This window comes from Bacillus cabrialesii (genome assembly GCF_004124315.2).
Classification (GTDB): domain Bacteria; phylum Bacillota; class Bacilli; order Bacillales; family Bacillaceae; genus Bacillus; species Bacillus cabrialesii.
The window spans coordinates 924,020-945,706 of record NZ_CP096889.1; the positions used below are offsets into that span (position 1 = coordinate 924,020).

Annotated in this window: 20 protein-coding genes; 13 read left to right on the forward strand and 7 right to left on the reverse strand. The window is 46.8% G+C overall.

Annotated elements, in window-relative coordinates:
- Positions 1-7: 7 nt before the first annotated feature.
- The 6 genes from EFK13_RS04670 (at position 8) to lnrN (ending at position 6,626) form a co-directional block, all read left to right on the forward strand.
- A complete protein-coding gene (locus tag EFK13_RS04670) occupies positions 8-1,189 on the forward strand; it encodes a Gfo/Idh/MocA family protein (RefSeq protein WP_080428976.1) in 1,182 nt (393 codons plus the stop codon).
- Between the two features lie 123 nt (positions 1,190-1,312).
- Positions 1,313-2,515 (forward strand): sensor histidine kinase, encoded by a 1,203-nt coding sequence (locus EFK13_RS04675; RefSeq protein WP_129506349.1) that lies wholly within the window; start codon positions 1,313-1,315, stop codon positions 2,513-2,515.
- Positions 2,512-3,174 carry a two-component system response regulator LnrK gene (lnrK, locus tag EFK13_RS04680; protein WP_129506348.1) on the forward strand — a complete coding sequence of 221 codons (663 nt, stop codon included), beginning with the start codon at positions 2,512-2,514 and terminating at the stop codon, positions 3,172-3,174. Before EFK13_RS04675 ends, lnrK begins: the two co-directional genes overlap by 4 nt.
- Positions 3,175-3,317: 143 nt before the next feature.
- Complete coding sequence (lnrL, locus tag EFK13_RS04685; RefSeq protein WP_129506347.1) at positions 3,318-4,253, forward strand: linearmycin resistance ATP-binding protein LnrL; 936 nt, start codon at positions 3,318-3,320, stop codon at positions 4,251-4,253.
- Between the two features lie 11 nt (positions 4,254-4,264).
- The gene (gene lnrM, locus EFK13_RS04690) at positions 4,265-5,455 is read left to right on the forward strand and encodes a linearmycin resistance permease LnrM (RefSeq protein WP_129506346.1); all 1,191 of its coding nucleotides are present in this window, start codon (positions 4,265-4,267) and stop codon (positions 5,453-5,455) included.
- Between the two features lie 13 nt (positions 5,456-5,468).
- Positions 5,469-6,626 (forward strand): linearmycin resistance permease LnrN, encoded by a 1,158-nt coding sequence (gene lnrN, locus EFK13_RS04695; protein ID WP_129506345.1) that lies wholly within the window; start codon positions 5,469-5,471, stop codon positions 6,624-6,626.
- A 36-nt stretch (positions 6,627-6,662) separates the two neighbouring features.
- On the opposite strand, the gene EFK13_RS04700 is transcribed toward lnrN, so the two are convergent.
- Together EFK13_RS04700 and padR are read right to left on the reverse strand one after the other, a co-directional pair.
- Positions 6,663-7,262: a GNAT family N-acetyltransferase gene (locus tag EFK13_RS04700; RefSeq protein ID WP_129506344.1), complete on the reverse strand. Its 600-nt coding sequence runs from the start codon at positions 7,260-7,262 to the stop codon at positions 6,663-6,665.
- Between the two features lie 48 nt (positions 7,263-7,310).
- Positions 7,311-7,859: a transcriptional regulator PadR gene (gene padR, locus EFK13_RS04705; protein ID WP_129506343.1), complete on the reverse strand. Its 549-nt coding sequence runs from the start codon at positions 7,857-7,859 to the stop codon at positions 7,311-7,313.
- 277 nt (positions 7,860-8,136) lie between these two features.
- Between padR and estB the strand changes: the two genes are divergently transcribed.
- Positions 8,137-8,769, forward strand: coding sequence for an esterase EstB (gene estB, locus EFK13_RS04710; protein WP_129506342.1), 633 nt, complete (start codon positions 8,137-8,139; stop codon positions 8,767-8,769).
- Positions 8,770-8,980: 211 nt separating this feature from the next.
- A complete protein-coding gene (locus EFK13_RS04715) occupies positions 8,981-10,069 on the forward strand; it encodes an acyltransferase family protein (RefSeq protein ID WP_129506341.1) in 1,089 nt (362 codons plus the stop codon).
- 37 nt (positions 10,070-10,106) lie between these two features.
- On the opposite strand, the gene EFK13_RS04720 is transcribed toward EFK13_RS04715, so the two are convergent.
- A complete protein-coding gene (locus EFK13_RS04720; RefSeq protein WP_129506340.1) occupies positions 10,107-10,724 on the reverse strand; it encodes a TetR/AcrR family transcriptional regulator in 618 nt (205 codons plus the stop codon).
- Complete coding sequence (locus EFK13_RS04725) at positions 10,690-11,943, reverse strand: MFS transporter (RefSeq protein WP_129506339.1); 1,254 nt, start codon at positions 11,941-11,943, stop codon at positions 10,690-10,692. Before EFK13_RS04725 ends, EFK13_RS04720 begins: the two co-directional genes overlap by 35 nt.
- Before the next feature lie 123 nt (positions 11,944-12,066).
- Between EFK13_RS04725 and bstA the strand changes: the two genes are divergently transcribed.
- The gene (gene bstA, locus EFK13_RS04730; protein WP_129506338.1) at positions 12,067-12,603 is read left to right on the forward strand and encodes a bacillithiol transferase BstA; all 537 of its coding nucleotides are present in this window, start codon (positions 12,067-12,069) and stop codon (positions 12,601-12,603) included.
- Here bstA and EFK13_RS04735 read toward each other — a convergent pair.
- Positions 12,600-14,156: an MFS transporter gene (locus tag EFK13_RS04735; protein WP_129506337.1), complete on the reverse strand. Its 1,557-nt coding sequence runs from the start codon at positions 14,154-14,156 to the stop codon at positions 12,600-12,602. The genes bstA and EFK13_RS04735 overlap by 4 nt on opposite strands.
- 110 nt (positions 14,157-14,266) lie before the next feature.
- Complete coding sequence (locus EFK13_RS04740) at positions 14,267-14,749, reverse strand: MarR family transcriptional regulator (RefSeq protein ID WP_129506336.1); 483 nt, start codon at positions 14,747-14,749, stop codon at positions 14,267-14,269.
- 172 nt (positions 14,750-14,921) lie between these two features.
- Between EFK13_RS04740 and mprF the strand changes: the two genes are divergently transcribed.
- A complete protein-coding gene (gene mprF, locus EFK13_RS04745) occupies positions 14,922-17,492 on the forward strand; it encodes a bifunctional lysylphosphatidylglycerol flippase/synthetase MprF (protein ID WP_129506335.1) in 2,571 nt (856 codons plus the stop codon).
- 17 nt (positions 17,493-17,509) lie between these two features.
- Here the strand turns inward: mprF and EFK13_RS04750 are convergent, their stop codons facing one another.
- Positions 17,510-18,487, reverse strand: a complete 978-nt coding sequence (locus EFK13_RS04750) for an ABC transporter substrate-binding protein (RefSeq protein WP_129506334.1) — start codon at positions 18,485-18,487, stop codon at positions 17,510-17,512.
- A gap of 130 nt (positions 18,488-18,617) precedes the next feature.
- Between EFK13_RS04750 and EFK13_RS04755 the strand changes: the two genes are divergently transcribed.
- From EFK13_RS04755 to EFK13_RS04765, 3 genes are all read left to right on the forward strand, one after another.
- Positions 18,618-19,619: a FecCD family ABC transporter permease gene (locus tag EFK13_RS04755; protein ID WP_129506333.1), complete on the forward strand. Its 1,002-nt coding sequence runs from the start codon at positions 18,618-18,620 to the stop codon at positions 19,617-19,619.
- A complete protein-coding gene (locus EFK13_RS04760) occupies positions 19,616-20,647 on the forward strand; it encodes a FecCD family ABC transporter permease (protein WP_129506332.1) in 1,032 nt (343 codons plus the stop codon). The genes EFK13_RS04755 and EFK13_RS04760 overlap by 4 nt, the downstream gene beginning before the upstream one ends.
- Positions 20,648-20,761: 114 nt before the next feature.
- Positions 20,762-21,643: a PhzF family phenazine biosynthesis isomerase gene (locus EFK13_RS04765; protein WP_129506331.1), complete on the forward strand. Its 882-nt coding sequence runs from the start codon at positions 20,762-20,764 to the stop codon at positions 21,641-21,643.
- Positions 21,644-21,687: the final 44 nt, after the last annotated feature.

Sequence of the window (21,687 nt, forward strand, 5' to 3'; positions counted from 1 at the left end):
GGTTTTTCTGATGCTAAATGGAGAAAGAATCATTTCAAAACCGCTGCGCTGGGCAATGGTAGGCGGCGGGCGGCTCAGCCAGGTTGGATATAAACATCGTATTGGAGCGCTGAGAGACAATACTGCCTTTCAATTAATCGCAGGCGCCTTTGATATCGATGCCGAAAGAGGAAAAGACTTTGGGGTGAACCTCGGAGTGGATGCGGAACGCTGTTATCCTGACTATCAAACAATGTTTGCGGAGGAAGCGAAAAAAGAGGATGGCATAGAGGTTGTATCGATTGCCACCCCGAACGGCACTCATTATGAGATCTGTAAGGCGGCGCTTGAAGCAGATCTGCATGTCATTTGTGAAAAACCGCTGTTCTTCACTTCAGAAGAGGGCTATGAAATCAAAGCGCTCGCAGAGAAAAAAGGGAAAATTGTCGGCGTGACATACGGGTTTTCCGGCAATCAAATGCTCCTTCAAATGCGTGCGATGATTGAGCAAGGCAAGATCGGCGATATTCGTGTGGTTGACTTGCAGTACACACACGGTTTTTGTGCAGCAGATGAGGGCGAAAACATAAGCGCTGCACAGAAATGGCGTGTCGACCCTGCGATCGCCGGGCCAAGCTTTGTGCTGGGCGATTTATCTACCCACACGTATTATATGTCGCAGCTCATTATGCCGCAGATGAAAATCAAAGAGCTGCTGTGTGACCGCCAGAGCTTCGTCGGCAGCCGAGCGCCGCTGGAGGACAACGCACATGTGCTCATGCATTATGAAAACGGAGCGGTCGGAACGATGTGGACATCATCAATCAATGCCGGATGTATGGATGGCCATAGAATCCGGATTGTCGGCTCAAAAGCAAGCATCGAATGGTGGGACAGCAAGCCAAACGAACTGACGTATGAAGTGCAGGGAGAGCCGATTCAGACACTCGTTCGCGGCATGCCGTATTTAGATGGTGCATGCAGTGCTGATGAACGTCTGGGCGCCTTACACAGCGAAGGGCTGTCAGACGCGTGGGCCAATATTTATCTTAAGTTTGCCGTTGCGATTGATGCGAAAAACCGCGAAGATCAAGAAACCTTGAACAACTTGGTGTATCCTGACATTGATGCAGGAATCGAGGGCATCCGCTGGATTGAGAATTGCGTGCGTTCAGCAGACCAAGGATCAGTCTGGGTTGAATTCAAATAAATAAACGAAAGCGCCGCATATGACATTAAGTTCATATGCGGTTTTTATTTTCCAGAAACTCCTGTCAAAAATGACCTGAGGCAGGTATGATAAGAAAGGAATTGGGTAACGGGAGTGATGAGCGTGAAGGCTCTTATATTTACTAGGATTTTCACCTTAATGGTAAGTTGTTCGGTTTACTTTTTTCTTGTAAAAGATGACCGCTGGTTTGAGTATTTGTTCATCGCTGGCGGTGCGGGTGTGTTCTTAGCAAATCATCTCTTATTAAGAGTAGAAAAATATGCCGTTATTTTTTGTCTGATTGATATTGCAGTTGGCTTTTCATTCGGTTTCATATTTCCGGGTACAGGTTTATATATCACATTGCTCAGCCCGGTTGCTGTTACCTTTTTTTTGAAAGGGTTTGACCGAAAAACAGTATGGTCTGTCCTGTGTTTTTGTTTTATCATGTGGCTGATTGTGCTCATTCGTACATATCGTATGTTCGGCGATGAATATGTGATGGATCATTGTATCAGCATGACATTCGTTGTCTTTTGCGGAGTTGTCGGTAAATTAATCCGCAAGCTTTTGGATACGCAGGAAACGGCAAAACAGCAGTTTCAGGAACTGACGGAGTCACACTTGGCGCTGTCTGCTGCGCATGAGGAGCTGCATTTATATGCAAAGCAGGTTGAAGAAATGACTGCCATTCATGAGCGGAACAGAATGGCAAGGGACATCCATGATACAGTCGGGCACAAAATGACGGCGCTCCTCGTCCAGCTGCAGCTTTTGCGGGAATGGCAAAAAAGAGACAGCCAAAAAGCGGAAGAGACGGTCGAGGTATGTGAAACGCTTGTCCGTGAAGCGCTTGATGATGTCCGCTTATCAGTGCGGACCCTGCAAACGGAAAACGATCCTTCATTAATCGAAACGCTGAAACAGCTGACAAAAGATTTTTACAAAAACGCGGGAGTCACAACCGAATTTGCAGTCAGCGGTGATCCTGCGATGATCCCGCTGTCTCTTCATCCGACTCTGGTCAGAACAGTGCAGGAAGCACTGACCAATGCTAAACGGCACGGCGGCGCCACAGCCTGTTCGATCCAGCTTGCCTGCACAACGGACAGCATCAGCCTTGTCATTAAGGATGACGGAAAAGGAAATCCCGACGCGGCACTCGGCTTTGGTCTCTTGAACATGAAAAAGCGGGCAGCGGAGCATGGCGGAATGATCCGCTTTGAGAGCGAACGGGATGAAGGATTTACTGTGATCGCCAAATTTTCACTGGCTAATAAAAAATGGAGCTTCGGGCCCGCGCAGCAAAAGGAGAGTTTATCATGATTAAGATCATCATTACCGACGATCAGGATATCGTCAGAGAAGGGCTGGCATCGCTGCTTCAGCTCAGAGAAGAGCTTGATGTGATCGCAACAGCGCGAAACGGGCAGGAAGCCTTCGAAAAGGCGAAAGAACTTGAGCCCGATATTGTGTTAATGGACATCCGAATGCCGGTTTCCAACGGAGTTGAAGGGACAAAATTGATTACAAGCTCGCTGCCCGGCGTAAAGGTTTTGATGCTGACGACCTTCAAGGATTCAGAGCTGATTGCTGAAGCGCTAGAAGAAGGAGCGAGCGGGTACCTGCTAAAGGACATGTCAGCCGATACGATTGTAAAAGCGGTGATGACTGTTCAATCTGGGGGGATGGTGCTTCCTCCGGAACTGACTGCCCAAATGCTGAATGAATGGAAGCGTGAAAGACAGCTGAAAGGAATAAACGAGAAAGAAAAACCTGAGGAGCTGCACGACCTGACCGATCGTGAAATGGAAGTTCTCGCTGAGCTGGGGTACGGGCTGAATAACAAAGAAATTGCCGAGAAGCTGTACATTACAGAAGGCACAGTGAAAAATCATGTTTCGCACATTATCAGCAAGCTGTCTGTCAGAGACAGAACCCAAGCCGCCATCTATTCAGTCAGATATGGTGTATCTGTCTTTTGACATATGACGTTCAGCATATACATTTCTCTGAAAAGGCCTTTTACAGGCCTTTTTTTCATGCCTTATGTTCTATCCGGCGCTACATGCCGCACGCCCTTCTTTTTTCTACAATGGCAATGGGATTAAAAAAGGAGTGAAACGACGTGCTGCAAGCAGAAAACATCAAAAAGGCATATGGGAAAAAAACAATCGTGAAAGGCATTTCTTTTTCCCTCCAAAAGGGGGAGTCGTTCGGGCTGCTCGGGCCAAACGGTGCGGGGAAGTCCACAACCATCTCGATGATTTCCGGCCTCGTGCCGCATGACAGCGGAAGCATCACAGTGGGCGGCTATGTCATCGGTAAAGAAACGGCCAAAGCGAAACAAAAAATCGGTGTTGTCCCGCAGGAAATTGCTTTATATCCGACGCTGACGGCTCATGAAAATCTTATGTTTTGGGGAAAAATGTACGGACTTACGCATGGCGAGGCCAAAAAAAGATCGGCAGAGGTCCTTGAATATGTCGGCCTGACTGAGCGGGCCAAAGATAAAATTGAAACGTTCTCCGGCGGGATGAAACGGAGAATCAACATTGGTGCCGCCTTAATGCACAAGCCTGAGCTGCTGATCATGGATGAACCGACTGTCGGAATCGACCCTCAATCGAGAAATCATATTTTGGAAACGGTGAAACAGCTCAATGAAACGGGCATGACGGTGATCTATACGAGTCATTACATGGAAGAAGTCGAGTATTTATGCGACCGGATCGGCATTATTGATCAGGGAGAAATGATTGCGATCGGCACAAAAACCGATTTGTGCAGCCGCCTTGGAGGCGATACCATTATTCAGCTCACTGTCAGCGGGATCGAGGAAGCGTTTCTTTTTGCAATTCGTTCTTTGGCTCATGTGAATGATGTGACAGTACATGAATCAGAGCTCAAAATTGACATCGCTGCGGCTCATCATGAGAAAGTCGTCACCAGTCTGCTTGCGGAAGCAGCCGCCCATCATATAAACCTGCTGTCTCTTCAGGTGCAGGAACCAAATCTGGAGCGCCTGTTTCTGAATCTGACCGGCCGCACTTTACGGGATTAGGAGGGACGGTAATGAAAAAAAGCTTATGGATCGCATGGAAAGATGTCAAAATCAGAATCACGGACAGAAAAGGGTTTATGATGCTTATTTTAATGCCGCTGATCCTGACTTGTATTTTAGGGGCGGCGCTCGGATCGGTTGTTGACGGAGGCAGCCGGATTGACGGCATCAAAGTTGGCTATGTCCAGTCAGACGAGTCAGATGCAGCGAACATGTTTAAAACAGATGTGCTCAAAAAAATGAAGTCGATAAAGGTCACACATGCCAGCAGCGAAGAAGAGATGAAGAAACTGCTTGATGAAAAGAAAATCGATGTCGGCATCGTCATTCCGAACCATTGGGAAGCCGGCAAAACGTCAGCTTTTGTTTATGCTGACCCTGATCAAACATTAAAAAGTTCCATCATCGAAACAGCCGCCGCATCTTTCATAGACCAATATAAGGCGGTAAAAGAAGCTGCGTCGGCTTCAATGGACTACGTCAGCAAAACGGCAGCTGTCAAACAAGGAAAACTTGATCCTTCACACTTTGCAGACAACCTAGTCAAAGCGCTTGAAAAAGAAACGGGTGACAAACTTGCTATTAAGGAAAAATCAGTCGGCAGCAAGGCCGTTACGAGTTTTCAATACTATTCGGCGGCAATGCTTTGCATGTTTATGCTGTTTCATATGACAGTCGGGGCGAAATCATTCTTACAGGAAAAGGAGACGGAAACACTTGCCAGAATGCTGATGACGCCTGCGCAAAAATACGCCATTCTCTTCGGAAAATGGCTTGGAACCTATCTGTTTGCCATCATACAATTTTTTATTTTTCTGATCGTTACGATCAATGTATTCGGTGTGGACTGGGGCGGCAATCTGCTGTATGTGAGTGTACTCGGGCTTTCTTATGCTGCGGCTGTATCCGGCATTTCAGTACTGCTTGCGTCGTGTATCAGCGATATGAAATCGGCCGATGCGATCAGCGGCTTCGGCATTCAATTGCTTGCGGTTCTCGGCGGATCTATGCTGCCGCTGTACCAATTTCCGGACTTCTTGCAGTCTGTATCTAAAGCGGTGCCGAATCGATGGGCGCTTGACGGCTTTCTTTCTCTAATGGAAGGGGGAGGCTGGGCTGACCTTCAAAAGCCTGTGCTTGTTTTTGCGGCAATCGGCCTTTGTTCACTCGCGCTTGGCATCAGACGGCTTCATACAAGATAAGGAGGTACACCAAGTGAAAAAAATCTTAGCCATTTGCGGCATTGAGCTTTCTCTCATTTTCAAGAAGCGGCAGAACTATTTGATGATGTTCGCTGCCCCGCTTTTGCTGACCTTTGTATTTGGGGGGATGCTCGGCGGCAATGACGACAAGCTGCGGCTTGCGGTCATTGATCAGGACGACACGATTCTCTCGCAGCATTACATTCGGCAGCTGAAGACACACGATGATATGTATACATTTGAAACCATGTCTGAAAGAAAAGCGTCAGAAAAGCTGAAACAAAAGAAAATGGCCGGGATCATCATCATATCCCGCTCATTTCAGGCACAGCTCGAAAAAGGAAAACATCCTGAGCTGATCTTCCGGCACGGCCCGGACCTGTCGGAAGCGCCGATGGCCAAACAATATGCGGAAAGCACATTGGCGAAGCTCAATATTCAGGTTACCGCGGCGAAAACGTCAGCTCAGGCAGCGGGGGAGAACTGGAAGGCGGCTTATAAATCGGTTTTCGCCAAAGATCACGAAGATGCAGCGCCAGCCGTAAAGCGAAAGACGCTCAGAGATAATGAAGAAAGTGCGGGCGCAAGTGACACAGCCTCCACAGCAGCGGGCTTTTGCATACTGTTTGTCATGCTGACCATGATGGGGGCAGCGGGAACCATTTTAGAAGCAAGAAAAAACGGCGTCTGGTCCAGATTGCTTACAGCCTCTGTCAGCCGGGCGGAAATCGGCGCAGGGTATGTGCTGTCCTTCTTTGTCATTGGCTGGATTCAATTTGGCATATTGCTTCTCGCATCCCATTGGCTGTTTGGCATTAACTGGGGCAATCCCGGTGCGGTTATTGTGTTAGTGTCGTTTTTTCTGCTGACCGTTGTCGGCATCGGATTGGTGATTGCGGCCAATGTCAGAACACCGGAACAGCAGCTTGCGTTCGGTAACTTATTCGTCATCGCAACGTGTATGGTAAGCGGAATGTATTGGCCGATAGACATTGAGCCGAAATTTATGCAGTCCATCGCTGAATTTCTTCCACAAAAGTGGGCGATGAGCGGGCTGACTGAGATAATCGCTAACGGTGCGCACGTCACAGATATTCTCGGAATCTGCGGCATTTTGCTTGCTTTTGCGGCAATTACTTTCGCAGCGGGGCTGAAAGCGCTCCGCGCCTAAAAAAACATCTGCCTTCGGGGCAGATGTTTTTCGCAATCATTTTGTTTTTTCTATAAGCTGCAGTCTCTGCTCCAAATGCTGTTTCACGGACGGCCACTCACTGTCGATGATGCTGTAAAACACCGAGTTGCGGAATGTTCCGTCTTTTCTGATCATTTGATTTCGCAATACGCCTTCTTTCACTGCTCCCAGCCGCTCTATCGCTTTTTGCGATCTGATATTCCGTTCATCCGTTTTGAACTGCACCCGAATCGTGTTCAGCTGTTCAAAGCAATACCGTAACAGCAAATATTTGCATTCGGTGTTGGCTGAGATGCCCCACACTGAAGGGTGAAACCACGTCCAGCCGATCTCAAGGCTCCTTGAAGCGGATGACATATACAAAAATCGCGTCGTGCCGACGATTTTGCCAGTTTCACGATGAATAATCACGAAAGGACATTCTGCACCCGAATCTTTCGTTTGCAGGGCTTCCTCGACAAAAGCTTCCATATCATGCAGCGTTGTAATGGTTTTCGGTAAATGGGCCCAAATGTTTTCATCATTTGCAGCTTCATATAAACCTTGAATATGGCTTTTATCCATCGGTACCACTCGGATCAGTTCCCCTGTTAATTCACGCAATGTCACATTCATTGTCCGTCCCCCGCATTAAGTATTGGGGCAGCCTGAGGCCGCTCCCGATTAACCTTCATCTATCATAGCTAAAATCGATTCAAGCCAAGAAACGTAATTTTTCTCCCGCTCCAGCGCTTTCGTCAGCACGAGATAGTGGCCGAAGTCCGGTGAAGAAAACGACATCGGCTCCGCTGAAGCCATTAGCTTTTCATAGCTTCCTTGCAGATCAGACAGCTTGGCCTTGCGTTTCAGCAGCTGGTCCGTAAACAAATCTGAAGCCTCCAGCCGCGATAGAGAAGAAATAAAGTATGCCTTCAGCATAAATTCATCCTTCACCGTCTCCGGTATCGGCTGGTGACGGATCAGCCAGTCATGCAGCTCCCGCTTTCCGCTGTCTGTCAGGGTGTACATCTTTTTCTCCAGCTTCGTGCCTTGAATCGTTGTCCGGAACGTGATAAATCCTTCATCCGTCAGCTTTTTGAGCTCGGGATAAATCTGGCTGTGCTTGGCGCTCCAAAATTGGCCGAGCTCTTCTTTAAAATAACTCGTAATATCATATCCGCTCAATTCGCCTTTTCGCAAAAGCCCTAATATAGCGTATTTTAATACTCTCATGCTATCCTCCGTGTCTATGGCTGTTTCACAAAAAAGATGAGCAAGCGCTCATCTGTAATCCTAACTGCCTATTCCCCTTATTATAGAAAAGGGAGAAAGGGAACACAACCGGTCTACTTGTGAAATTAAGATAAAAGGTATGTCATGAATTCAGAAGGTATCCAATTCTTCATCGAATGAAATTCGAATTTAAATTCTTAGAAAAAATATTAACTAAATTGATTTTTTATGTATAATAGGAAATTGGTGGTATAAACAATTTAAGGGGGGAATGAACGTGAAAAAAGTATTTATTACATTCATTATTTGTTTATCGCTGATACTGTCTGTTCTAGCCGCTACGCCGTCTAGCGCAAAAGCAGAATCAGTACATAATCCTGTCGTTCTTGTTCATGGAATAAGTGGTGCCTCATACAACTTTTTCGCTATTAAAAACTACTTAATTTCTCAAGGCTGGCAAAGCAACAAACTGTATGCAATTGATTTTTATGATAAGACAGGAAACAATTTTAACAATGGCCCGCAGCTTGCTTCATATATTGATCGGGTTTTAAAAGAGACGGGAGCCAAAAAAGTAGATATTGTCGCTCATAGTATGGGCGGCGCCAACACGCTGTACTATATTAAATATCTAGGCGGGGGAAACAAGATTCAAAATGTCGTAACACTTGGAGGGGCTAATGGTTTAGTGTCATCTGTTGCGCTGCCAGGTACAGATCCTAATCAAAAGATCCTCTATACATCTATCTACAGCCTAAATGATCAAATTGTAATCAATAGCTTGTCTCGATTACAGGGAGCGAGAAACATCCAGCTATATGGCATCGGCCATATTGGATTGCTCTCTAATAGCCAAGTGAACGGTTATATTAAAGAAGGACTGAATGGCGGAGGCCTCAATACAAATTAAGATCTCCGTAAAGAAACCTGCCGTCTCCGTTACGGCAGGTTTTTTTGCATGTTTCTGGCACGCAATCTCGTTTGAGAAAGCCAGAGGGTTTTATGACCTTAGTCTATCATGCATACTGCAATTTATGACATCAGGCACTTTCTCAAATAGAACAGACATGTTATGGTACAACCATCGATTTCTAACAATTTTAAATAAAAGGAGCGCTGTTATGCAAATTAAAGAAATTTTTATGATCCGCTGCATTTCGTGCTTAAGTGTCGTCCTTCTCCACATCGTTTCAATGGTCCTGATGCTTCAGGCAGAAGCTCTCGCAAATATTTCTCACACCGTAGATTCTTTCCGCACACTCCTGATGTTCAGCACGCCCGCTTTCATTTTCATCTCTGAATTTTTGCTGGCCCGTTCTTATCCAGACGGGGTGCCGAACGGTTTTTTAAAGAAGCGGGGAAAAGTGATTTTCGTTCCTTTTCTATTTATCGCGGCCATCGATGCCCTGCTGATGACCAGTGCAATGGGGGGAGAGGTAACCTTTCTTGCGTTTGTGCAAAAGTACCTGGCGAACGTATTGTTAGGAAACTTTATCGGATACTTCATTCTTGTCATCTTTCAATTTTACATTCTGCATATGATGTTTCATGAGTATTTGAAAAAAGCATCGCCGAAATGGGTGCTGTCCATCTCATTTTTGGTGACAGCCGCTTATTTAAGCTATTTCTCAGCAGTCAGTCCGGCTCCCGCTTCAGAAGAGGGCGGCGGGTTTCCGTTCTTCTGGGTTCCGTTCGCAGGCTGGCTTTTCTACTTTTGTCTAGCCTACTATTGCGGAAAGGAGTACAAGCGCTTTTTAGCGCTGCTCAACCAATACCGCTGGGTGGTATACGGCGCCGCGCTAGCTTCTGCTGCGCTCGTTGTCATTGTTTCTTATGTCGGTGAGGTTGGCATGATCAGCTCGAAACGGCCTGATATCATGCTGTATTCGACAAGCATGATTTTCCTCTGCTTTCACTTGTTTTCTAAAATGAAGCATGTGCCGAAAATCATGATGTTTATCAGCAACTATTCCTTTTCGATTTATCTGCTTCATGCCTATTTTATGATCATAGGCTACGTTTTGCTTTTAAATATGCCCGGAATTCCCGCCGTACCGGCTGTTCTCCTGTTGTTTGCCGTGTGTACAGGCGGCCCGATCCTGACCTCATGGGCACTGAATAAATTCAAATACGGTTATTTATTTGTGGGGAAGATCTATCAGCCAAAACAGAAAAAAGCAACAGTAGAAGTGCGTGATCACGCAGGGTGAAAATAAGCGGCAGGAGAGAGGCTCCTGCCGCTTTTCTTTATTTCTCATCCGCTTGCAACACCGTTTTTAAATACAGTTTTGCAGATTCAGCCAGTCCAGATACATCAGCCTTTTCTTCATCAAAATAAAGCGCGTTCTGGATGATGCCGTCATTCATATTGAGGAAAAACTTCGCAATTGTCGCGAGAGGCTGCAGAGGCTGAAATTCCCCCTGATCGATTCCTTTTTGCAATAGCTTTGAAAATCTTTCTACAAAGAGATCATACCTTTTCTCCAAATACTGCCGCCGTTCTTCATTCCGCCAAGCTGTCACTAAATATTCAAATTGCACCGGCGCCAATGTATCTGCTGCGTCACTCAGACCCTCAGCCAGTTCGTCCAAATAGCTGGAAATGGTATCCCAAACACTTCGGTGTTCAGCTGATTCATCAAGTTTTTGGAGCCCTTCATCAAGCCCGGCTTCAATAATGCGGCGAAACATCTCCTCGGTGTTTGAAAAATAAAGATAGACACCGCCTCGGCTGAAACCTGACTCTTCCACAACGTCCTTCATTGTCGTTAATTCGAAGCCTTTTCGTTTAAAAACGGTTTTGGCAGCCTCTAAAATCTCTGCCTGCCGTTTATCCTTGTGCTCCTTTGTTACTTTCGGTGACAAGATATCGCCTGCTTTCTGCAACTTTCTTACCTACAAGTGTAATCAACCCAACTATGATCAGCAAGCAGCCGCAGACAAGAAAAGCAAGTGATACACCGATCCATTCCGCCAGCACGCCCCCGCCCGCCATGCCGAGGATAGAGGCGAGGGTTGTTGCGCTTTGAATGGCGCCAAACACTCTGCCGCTGTATTCCACAGGCACTGTTGTCTGTACGAGAATTTGAAATGGAATATGGACGAGACCGAAAGCCGCTCCCATGATGTAAAAATCAAATATAAAAAGAGCGATGCCGGCAATTCCCATACCGCTCAGAAATGGCGCGCTTCCAGTTGCTATTCCAAGAAGAAGGGTCCCGGCTGAGAAATAAAGCAAATAAGAAGTGATTCTCCGTCTGCCGGCGATTACAGCCGTAAGGAGCATGCCGGCTCCGCTTACGGCCATGCACCAGCCTGCAAGCTCGGGAGGAGCGCCTGAAAAGGAGCGGATGAGAATGATCGCCTGCGAGTCACCTATTTGCAACACAAAGAGAACAACGCAAGCGGTGAGCAAGCCTGTTAAAAGAAGCGGCATCCGTTTCAATAACTGATAGCCTTCTTTCAGAGAAGCAAGTGCTGATGTTTTTTCTTGAGGTGTGTGGGCTTTTTGTGAAAAAGCATCTCTTGGAAGGAAAAGCAAAATGACAGCGGATAGAAAAAAGGCGACGGCGTTGATATAGAAAACAGAATGGATAGAGACTGTGCCGATCAGCATGCCGCCGAGGGCAGGACCAAAAATTTTAGAGCTGTTATCAATCATGCTGCTGACGGAAACGGCCTGTTGAATGTGCGCTTCCGGAGCCAATTCCTTAAGCTTTCCGTTTTTAGCAGGTGAAAAAAGCGAAGAAAAACAGCTTTGAAGGCTCAGCAATATGTAAAGCTGCCAAAGCTCACTGACGTAAACGCAGCTGATAACGGTGAGGGCACGGCCGATTTCAGACAGGAACATGATCGTTTTTCTGTCAAAACGGTCGGCAAGCAATCCTGATGCCGGGCCGAGTACAATGACAGGCAAAGCAAATGACATCATTAAAAACGACATATCTAATGGTGAAGCGTGTAGCTGAAAAGCGGCTAATGTTAGCACGGCCAAAATGTGAAGCCAGTCTCCAAGTGAAGAAATGGTTTGCGAGGCTAACAGTGTCATCAATCCTCTTTGATTGCGAAGCAACGGTTTTTCCATGATTCATCCTCCTAAATAATAAAAATGACACATGTGTCGTTTTTATTTTATGGGAAAAATTAGCAATATACAATCTATTTCTTATAAAATAAAGGAGAAAAATAGATCAGAAGGGAGAACAACATGACAAAAGCCAATCTAAGCTATCCAATAGGAGAATACAAGCCGAGAGAATCTATATCTAAGGAGCAGATAGAAGAATGGATTCAAGCGCTGGAGGAAGTGCCGGCCAAGCTGAAGCAAGCTGTAGAAGGCATGACGGACAGCCAGCTTGACACACCGTACCGGGACGGGGGATGGACCGTTCGGCAAGTTGTTCATCATCTGGCTGACAGTCATATGAACAGCTATATTCGGTTTAAATTGAGCTTGACGGAAGAGACACCGGCCATCCGTCCATATGATGAAAAAGCGTGGTCGGAGCTAAAGGACTCAAAAACAGCGGATCCGAGCGGTTCACTCGCGCTTTTACAGGCGCTTCACGGGAGATGGACGGCTCTTCTCCGCACGCTGACGGATCAGCAATTTCAGCGCGGATTTTATCATCCCGCTGCAAAGGAGATCATGACCTTGGAGAACGCGCTCGGGCTGTATGTCTGGCACTCACATCATCATATCGCCCATATTACGGAGCTTTCCAAACGGATGGGGTGGTCTTAACGCTTTTGCCGGCGGAAAGCCGGAATACTGATAGAAGCAATCACCAGAAGTGAGATCACAGCCGCCGCCGCATATAAATGATCATAGCCGCTGGCGACACTCGCATGAATGGCGTCGCTTATCGCGGATTTGACTTCAGGTACGGGGATGCGCTCGATTTGTTCTTGTAATGAAGAAACATTAGAACTGTCGATCTCAGGCATCATTTGCATCGCCTTTTCTGAATGTCCGCTCTCCGATAAGCGGCTTTTGATTTCATCCCCGATTTGCTCAAACCCGGCTGTGATAAAACCCGCATAAAGAGTAGGCGACAATGTCAATCCAATTTGCCTTACTAATGAAAGCGTGCCAAGCGCTGTGCCCTTATTCGTTTTGGCAGCCTCTGATACAAGGACGTTCAGCGGAGCGCCTAACAAAAAGCCAAAACCGATCCCGGCCGCTACACTTGCGATCACAAACTCCCATTTCTCCGTCACCCAGAGAGGAAATAAAGCAAATCCCGCACACGAAATGATTCCCGAAAGAACAACGGTTTTCACCGGCCCCTTTTTATCGGTGAGCGCTCCGCCGAGCCACGCGCCGATTCCGGAAGCTAACGCAAGCGGTGTCATCCAATAACCTGCTTTGGCGGCAGGAACGCCCAAATACTGCTCAACATATGACGGGATAAAAATGACCGCCGCCAAGAGCCCGCCGGATAACAAACCGATGATAAGCGTACGCTGAAACATGTTGTTCCGCAGCAGAGAATACGCCAAAATCGGATCGCCCCCTCGCATTTCAACCCTCTTTTCAAACGAGATAAGCGCCGCAAAACAGAGAATGCCAAATACAATACATCCATACACTTTTGGATCTCCCAAACTGTTTAAAAGATTTGCCCCGTCAAGATTCGTCATGCCGTACATCACAGCTAAAATCGACAGGGACAGAAGGAAGATTCCGGCCGTATCGAGGCGCTTAGCCTCAGGCGCTTTTGTTTCTGCAATAAAACATGCACCGAAAACAACCAATAGTACCGCAATCGGCAAATTAATCAAAAACAGCCAATGCCAAGAACCGGTCCAATCAAGCAAAAAGCTTCCGATATTCGGCCCGAGCACAGCGGCCATCCCGTTCATCGCGCCAAGCAGCCCAAGCGCCTTTCCCTGCTTTTCCTTTGGAAGGGTAGCGAGTATGTGCGAGCTTCCGATAATGAAAATCCCGCCGCCCCCAAGCGCCTGAATCAGCCGTGAGATCAGAAAAAGCGGGAAGTTTTGGCTCAAAGCAACAAGCAAAGAGCCTAGTCCGAACAGGCAAACCTCAATGAGAAAGAGTCTCTTTCTGCCGTAGCGGTCTGAAAGCTTTCCGACAATCGGCACACTGACGCTAAGACCGAGCGTATAAAGGGTGATGCCCCATGATCCCCAGGAAGGAGAAACGGCAAACGACTCGTTGATTGTTGTTAAAGCGGCGGAAATAATTCCGTTATCCAGCGCGGCCATGAACACCCCGATGGTAAACAGGCTGATCGCCCACTTTTGGCTTTTTTGCGTTGTCAATGCTTCAGGCATATTCATCAACTCCTTTTTGTTCACTTCGAATATATTATTCATTTTAAATGAACTAAATGTCAAATAAAAAAAGTCTGCCTTCACGGTTTGCGGATGACAGACTTGAAGATTTATTCTTTTTTCGCTTTCTCCAATGCCTTGGAAAGGATAGACAGCCCTTCGGTAACAGCCTGCTTTTCTTCAGGAGACAGCAGTTCCAATGAACGCTTTAATTTCAGATGGCCTTTTTCATAAAGCCCTCGAAAAATATTTTTTGCATTCTCCGTCAACTGGACAACCACAGAACGGCGGTCCTCTTCAGAATGTGAGCGTTTGACAAACCCTGATTTTTCAAGGCGGTCAAGCAGTCCTGTTGTATTGGACAGGGAAGCCCCCATTTTTTCAGCAATGTCGCTCACTTTCAGTGTCCCATGGTTGTTTAATAGCATCAGCACTTTCATTTGGGGCATGCTCATATCCAGCTTCATCCATTCCGACACATCTCCGAGACCGGCTGAGGTTAAGACTTTCATATAGAGCACCCATATTTCCTGTTCCTCCGATGAAAGAATGTTTTCGTTTAAGACCGTTGTATCATGTAAATTATATTCCATTCCATCACTTCCTCATCATTCAATCCTCTTACCATATTACTCGATTTTCGCTCCTGAAAGAAAGTGAACAGAAACCGCAAGCGGGACTTTGTCCAAAAAATAGCGGTAGTGTATAATGAGTTGGAGATTATTGGGGGGAATAGATCGAACTAGAACATGATTGGAGAGACCATTGCTGATTAAAAAGAATGCTTTATCAATTTTAAAAATAGCTTTTCCTATTGCTGTTTTACTATTTGTGATTTATCAATCAAAAAAAGAACTGACAAATCTGTCATTTAAACGCACGCTCATGGTTATCAACGGGCTTGAGCGCACGGACTTATTCATTCTTGTATTGATCGGCCTCCTGGCTGTTGCGGCCATGTCGCTGTATGACTACGTCCTGAAATATTCGCTGCGCCTTTCGATCACAAACGGAAAGGTATTCAGGGTTTCCTGGATCGCCAATTCATTTAATAATGTGCTCGGATTCGGAGGTTTAGCCGGAGTAGGGTTAAGAATGATGTTCTATAAGGAGCATACGAAAGACCATAAGGCGCTTGTGAAAGGAATCGCCTGGCTTACATCATCCATGCTGCTCGGTCTATCTGTTTTCAGCATTTTCGTCGTAGCGAGGGCGCTGCCAGTGGATGAAGTGATCCATGAAAAGCCCTGGCTGTGGGCGGTCGTTATCAGTTTCGCGCTGATTTTGCCGCTATCCTTGGCGGTGTCCAAAATAAAAGGCCGCAAAGCCGGGGACGAAGAGAATGCGGATAAAGTGAAAAATCCGATTTTCGCATATATTGGCGCTTCAGTTGTTGAATGGCTCATGGCTGGAATCGTCATCTATTTTGCTTTGTTCGCCATGGGCATTCATGCGGATATCAGGTATGTGTTCGGAGTGTTCGTCATTGCGGCAATCGGCGGGATGATCAGCCTCGTGCCGGGCGGCTTTGGCTCGTTTGACCTTTTGTTTTTGCTCGGGATGGAGCAGCTTGGCTATCATCAGGAGGCTATTGTTACATCGATTGTTTTGTACAGGCTCGCCTATTCATTTATCCCATTCGGTCTCGGACTGTTCTTTGCTGCCGGCGACCTGACTGAAAATACAATGAAACGGCTCGAAACGAACCCGCGCATCGCACCGGCTATTGAGACGACAAACGTTCTGCTTGTCGTTCACCGGGCGATATTAGTGAGAATTTTACAAGGCTCGCTTTCCCTTATTGTGTTCGTTGCCGGCCTGATTGTCCTGGCTTCAGTATCCCTGCCGATTGACAGGCTGACCGTCATACCGCACATTCCGCGTCCGGCTCTTTTGCTGTTCAATGGGCTGTCCTTGAGCTCGGCGCTCATTCTGCTGATTTTGCCGATCGAGCTTTATAAACGGACCAAACGATCCTATACGATGGCTATTACAGCGCTTGTCGGCGGGTTTGTGTTCAGCTTTTTAAAAGGGCTTAATATCAGTGCGATATTTGTATTGCCGATGATTATTGTATTGCTTGTGCTCTTGAAAAAACAATTTGTCCGGGAACAGGCATCCTATACGCTTGGACAATTGATTTTCGCTGCGGCGCTTTTCACTGTGGCGCTCTTTAACTACAACCTCATCGCAGGGTTCATCTGGGACCGGATGAAGAAGGTGCTGCGCCACGAGTACTTCGTCCACAGCGACTCTCATATCACGCATGCGACGATTATGGCGATTATCATCGTGCCGCTGTTCTTCTTCATATTTACGATGGTATATCATAAGAAGACAAAACCAATCGGGGAAAAAGCGGATCCCGAACGCCTTGCTTCGTTTTTAAATGAAAACGGAGGCAACGCGCTGAGTCATCTCGGCTTTCTTGGAGATAAGCGGTTTTATTTTTCAAGTGACGGGAATGCACTGCTTCTGTTTGGGAAAATCGCCAGAAGGCTGGTCGTGCTCGGCGATCCGTCTGGCCAAAGAGAATCGTTCCCGCTTGTGCTGGAAGAGTTTCTAAACGAAGCGCATCAGAAAGGATTCAGCGTTTTGTTCTATCAAATTGAACGAGAGGACATGGCGCTGTATCACGATTTTGGCTACAACTTCTTTAAACTGGGCGAGGAAGCATATGTGGATTTACATACATTTACCTTGACTGGGAAGAAAAAAGCCGGCCTTCGGGCAATCAATAACCGCTTTGAGCGGGAGGAATATACCTTCCATGTGGATCATCCCCCATTTTCTGATGCGTTTTTGGAGGATCTGAAACAAATCTCGGACGAATGGCTCGGCTCGAAAAAGGAGAAGGGATTCTCGCTCGGATTTTTTGATCCTTCATATTTGCAGAAAGCGCCGATCGCCTATATGAAAAATGCAGAAGGAGAGATCGTCGCATTCGCAAATGTCATGCCGATGTATCAAGAAGGAGAGATATCGGTCGATCTGATGCGCTACCGCGACGACGCCCCGAACGGCATTATGGATGCATTGTTCATCCGCATGTTTTTATGGGCGAAGGAAGAGGGGTGCACGTCATTTAATATGGGAATGGCACCCTTGGCCAATGTCGGCACCGCCTTTACATCCTTCTGGTCAGAAAGATTTGCCGCTGTCATTTTTAATAATGTCAGATACATGTACAGCTTCAGCGGGCTTAGAGCCTTTAAAGAAAAATACAAACCGGAGTGGCGCGGCAAATATTTGGCGTACCGGAAAAATAGATCTCTTTCTGTCACCATGTTCCTCGTCACGCGGCTGATCGGCAAAAGCAAAAAAGACTCCGTCTAACCAGACGGAGCCTTTTTTTATTTCGCTTTTAAGAAATAGGTTTCAATATCATCAAGCAGGTAGTTTGCGGCTTTAATTCCGCCTGCCGTTGTCCATACGACGTCATCGACTTCATGGGCGTTACCTGACTTCACGGCCTTCAGGTTTTTCCATAGTGAACTGCTTGTCCACTGATTGGCCCATTTTTCATTTTCTTTTGCATTATCGGCTTTATACGTGAAATAAAACAGCACATCGGCATCCATGTCAGGAATCGATTCTTTACTGTCTGTAGAAAACGTAAATTGATCCTTCTGTTTCTTGAACAGCTCCACCTGTTTTTCAGGGCGTTTGAAGCCAAGCTGGTCTAAAATAATCCCCGAGAATGAATCAGTGTAATAGATTCGTGACTCGCCAGATAAAAAGCGTACGACAGAAACTGTTTTATTTGTCTGATCGCCAAGCTTGTCCTTCAAATCAGAAACGCGTTTATCAAAATCGGCAATGACTTCCTTGCCTTTGTCAGCCTTATTCACCGCGTTGGCGTACAGAGTCAGGTTATCCTTCCAGTTCCCGGCTAAAGATTCAGCGAAAACAGTCGGCGCAATCGCATTTAACTGATCATAAATTTTTTCCTGGCGCACTTTGTTGCCAATAATCAAATCAGGCTTTAATTCCGCGATGGCTTCCACATTCGGTTCTGTTTCCAGACCTACGTTTTTAACACCTTTCATGTCATCTTTCAGATAGTCATACCACGGATCGCCCTTCCATGACTTTACGGCACCGACAGGCTTAATGCCAAGCGCTAAGAGCGCCTCTGTTCCTTCATTAGTTAAAACCACAATCCGTTTTGGATGGGCGGGAATGTTGTCTGATGACCCCATTGCATGTTTGACCGTTCTTGTTTTGCTGCTTGATCCCTCGCTGTTACTTGAACTTTCTGAACTATTGCAGGCAGAAAGCACCATAACAGCCATTAAAAATACGAATAGCATGCTGATATGCTTTTTCATCTTTTTCCTCCCGATATTGAAATTCATTATCATTTAGATCATAATAAGCAGTGTTGAGAGTGTCAATCCCTAATTGAGGATTATTCTCAAAAACAAACATTACATAGTAAATAACTAGGAGAATTAGATCATGATCTGCAAAAAGGCATCTTCAAAATGGATTGTATTATTATGTCTGATTTTGATTTTACTGGCGGCTGTCTGTGCAAGCGTTGTTTACGGCTATACAGGTACGTCCTGGAGACAGGTCTATCAGGCGTTTACTTCTTTCGATGGAACAAATGAACATGTCATCATCAAAGACGTCAGACTGCCGCGTGCATTGGTTGCCACAGTTGTCGGCGCCTCGCTTGCAGCCGCGGGCGCTCTCATGCAGGCGCTCACCAAAAACCCGCTCGCGTCACCGGGAATTTTCGGCATAAACGCCGGTGCTGGCTTTTTTATTGTTGCCGGTTCTTTTTTTCTGCATATTCAATCACCTCAGGCGCTGGTATGGAGCTCGTTTCTCGGGGCTGCATTCACCGCCGCGATTGTCTATGCGGCAGGCTCGCTTGGAAGGGAAGGGCTGACGCCAATCAAACTGACGCTGGCGGGGGCTGCCATGGCGGCCATGTTTTCTTCTCTGACACAAGGCTTGCTTTCTGTCAATGAACTCGAGCTTGCTCAAGTGCTTTTTTGGCTGACCGGCTCTGTGCAGGGCAGGAGCCTGGATCTGTTGATGACGATGCTCCCGTATGCAGCCGCAGCGCTTGTGATCAGTTTCTTTCTTGGCCAAAAAATTAATCTTCTTGTTATGGGAGAAGATGTGGCAAAAGGACTCGGCCAAAAAACAGGCTTGCTGAAATTTGTGATGGCGCTTTGTGTTGTCTTGCTTGCCGGATCTGCTGTCGCTATTGCCGGGCCGATTTCCTTCATCGGTATCATTATTCCGCATTTTGCCCGATTTATCGTCGGCAATGATTATCGCTGGGTTCTGCCGTTTTCCGCTGTTTTGGGTGCGGTTTTGCTTGTTGCCGCGGATATAGGGGCGCGGTACATCATTATGCCTCAGGAAGTTCCTGTCGGGGTCATGACAGCCATCATCGGTATGCCTGTGTTTGTGTATATCGCAAGAAGGGGGGCAAAGCTATGAAACTTCGTTTTGGCGTTACCGCGGCTGAAAAGAAAGCATGGATCGTTTTTTTGGTTCTGCTGGGATTAACAGCGGCTGTACTGATCATAAGCGCCGGTCTCGGCCAAAGATTTATTCCTCCCTTGGATGTGGCAAAAACATTCTTTGGGGCAGGTTCCAAACTTGATGAACTGATGATCATGTCGTTCCGCATGCCAAGAATTTTGACCGCTTTATGCGCCGGCGTCTGTTTGGCAGCGGCAGGCGCGATATTGCAGGGGCTCGTCAGAAACCCTCTCGCATCCCCGGATATTATCGGAATAACGGGAGGAGCGGCGGTAGCGGTCGTGCTTGTGATGATGTTCTTCTCAGACCGCAGCAGTTCACTTACGATCAGTCTTTCATGGCTTCCGGCGGCCGCATTTATCGGCGCCTCGGCTGTTGGGCTTATCGTCTATTTATTGGCATACAAAAATGGTGCCTCCACATTTCGGCTGGTGCTTATCGGGATCGGATTTTCAATGTCGGCGCAAGCCATGACCACCCTGCTGATGATTAAAGGACCGATTTACCGGGCTTCACAAGCCAATGTGTATATCACTGGCTCAGTTTATGGGTCAAACTGGCAGCATGTAAAAATAGCTGTTATCTTATCTGCCATTCTCTTATTTATTTGTTTTATCGCGCTAAAAAATATGAATATACAGGTATTGGGCGAAGATATTGCGGCGGGTGCGGGAAGCGCCGTGCAGCGTAATCGTTTTTTCTTGCTCCTTTTAAGTACGGCTCTTACAGGCTGTGCGGTTTCGGTTGCCGGCACAATCGGCTTTGTCGGGCTGATGGCGCCCCATATTGCAAGGCGGCTCGTCGGCTCATCTTATGGCGCGCTGCTCCCGGCGTCGGCGCTCATCGGGGCATTGCTCGTCTTAACAGCTGACATCGTCGGCAGAACCTTATTTGCTCCGGTGGAAGTCCCAGCCGGCGTCTTTACAGCGGCTATCGGGGCTCCTTATTTTATTTATTTACTCTATAAAACGAGAAATTCTTGATCGTTACGCCCATTTTCTCATAAAAGAAAATGGGTTTTTTTGATAATGACTGAAAATTCATAAACATTTTTGTTATACTGACAGAGACATTGATAAAGAAAGGTCGGCAGACAAGTGAAAGAAATAGAGGTATTAAAGTATGAAGCATTTACAAGCAGTCCCGGCAAAGGAAACCCCGCAGGCGTCGTATTGCAGGGAGACGATTACACTGAAGAAGAGATGCAGACCATAGCTGAGCGTGCCGGATATTCAGAGACCTCCTTTATCAAGAAAAGCGAGTCGGCTGATCTTGAACTCCGTTACTTTACCCCTGGACACGAAATGAATTTGTGCGGCCATGCAACTGTTGCTTCTCTTTACGCATTATGTGAAAAAGGAATGCTGGAGAGCGGTAAAACGTACAGCATCCAAACCAAAGCCGGTATCCTGCCTGTGAAGATTGCTGAAAAAGAAGGCCGCATTCATATCACGCTTGAACAAGCTTCGCCGCAATTCAAACCATTTACAGGCGATCGGAAAAAACTTGCGGGCGCACTTGGAATCACTGAAGAAGATTTTCATGACGACCTTCCGATTGTTTTTGGCAGCACTGGCATATGGACAGCCATCGTTCCGCTTAAATCATTAGAGGCCTCCAAAAAAATGGTGCCGGATAACAAACAATTTCCGGACGTGTTAGTTGATCTGCCAAAGGCTTCCGTCCACCCGTTTACCTTTGAAACCGTGCATCCCGCAAGCGACCTGCACGGACGCCACTTTTCATCCCCGTATTCGGGAACGATAGAAGACCCTGTGACCGGCACAGCATCCGGCGTGATGGGGGCTTATATGAAACAGTACGGCCGTGCCGATCAGCATGAATTTATCATTGAACAAGGGCAGGAAATAGGGAAGGACGGAAAAGTGGAAATTGAAATGATTGAAGAAGGCGGTCATGTGAAAGTGCATATGACAGGAACGGCAGTTTACTCAGAAACCCGCATTCTGAAAATCTAAAACGGAAGATGGTTTACAACAAGATACACTTTCCGTTATCATTA

Coding starts and splice junctions, on each gene's coding strand:
- EFK13_RS04715 (WP_129506341.1), top strand. CDS start 8,981: ATGCAAATTAAAGAAATTTTTATGATCCGCTGCATTTCGTGCTTAAGT.
- lnrK (WP_129506348.1), top strand. CDS start 2,512: ATGATTAAGATCATCATTACCGACGATCAGGATATCGTCAGAGAAGGG.
- lnrM (WP_129506346.1), top strand. CDS start 4,265: ATGAAAAAAAGCTTATGGATCGCATGGAAAGATGTCAAAATCAGAATC.
- EFK13_RS04755 (WP_129506333.1), top strand. CDS start 18,618: ATGATCTGCAAAAAGGCATCTTCAAAATGGATTGTATTATTATGTCTG.
- EFK13_RS04750 (WP_129506334.1), bottom strand. CDS start 18,487: ATGAAAAAGCATATCAGCATGCTATTCGTATTTTTAATGGCTGTTATG.
- bstA (WP_129506338.1), top strand. CDS start 12,067: ATGACAAAAGCCAATCTAAGCTATCCAATAGGAGAATACAAGCCGAGA.
- EFK13_RS04735 (WP_129506337.1), bottom strand. CDS start 14,156: ATGCCTGAAGCATTGACAACGCAAAAAAGCCAAAAGTGGGCGATCAGC.
- EFK13_RS04725 (WP_129506339.1), bottom strand. CDS start 11,943: ATGGAAAAACCGTTGCTTCGCAATCAAAGAGGATTGATGACACTGTTA.
- EFK13_RS04760 (WP_129506332.1), top strand. CDS start 19,616: ATGAAACTTCGTTTTGGCGTTACCGCGGCTGAAAAGAAAGCATGGATC.
- padR (WP_129506343.1), bottom strand. CDS start 7,859: ATGAGAGTATTAAAATACGCTATATTAGGGCTTTTGCGAAAAGGCGAA.
- EFK13_RS04700 (WP_129506344.1), bottom strand. CDS start 7,262: ATGAATGTGACATTGCGTGAATTAACAGGGGAACTGATCCGAGTGGTA.
- EFK13_RS04740 (WP_129506336.1), bottom strand. CDS start 14,749: ATGGAATATAATTTACATGATACAACGGTCTTAAACGAAAACATTCTT.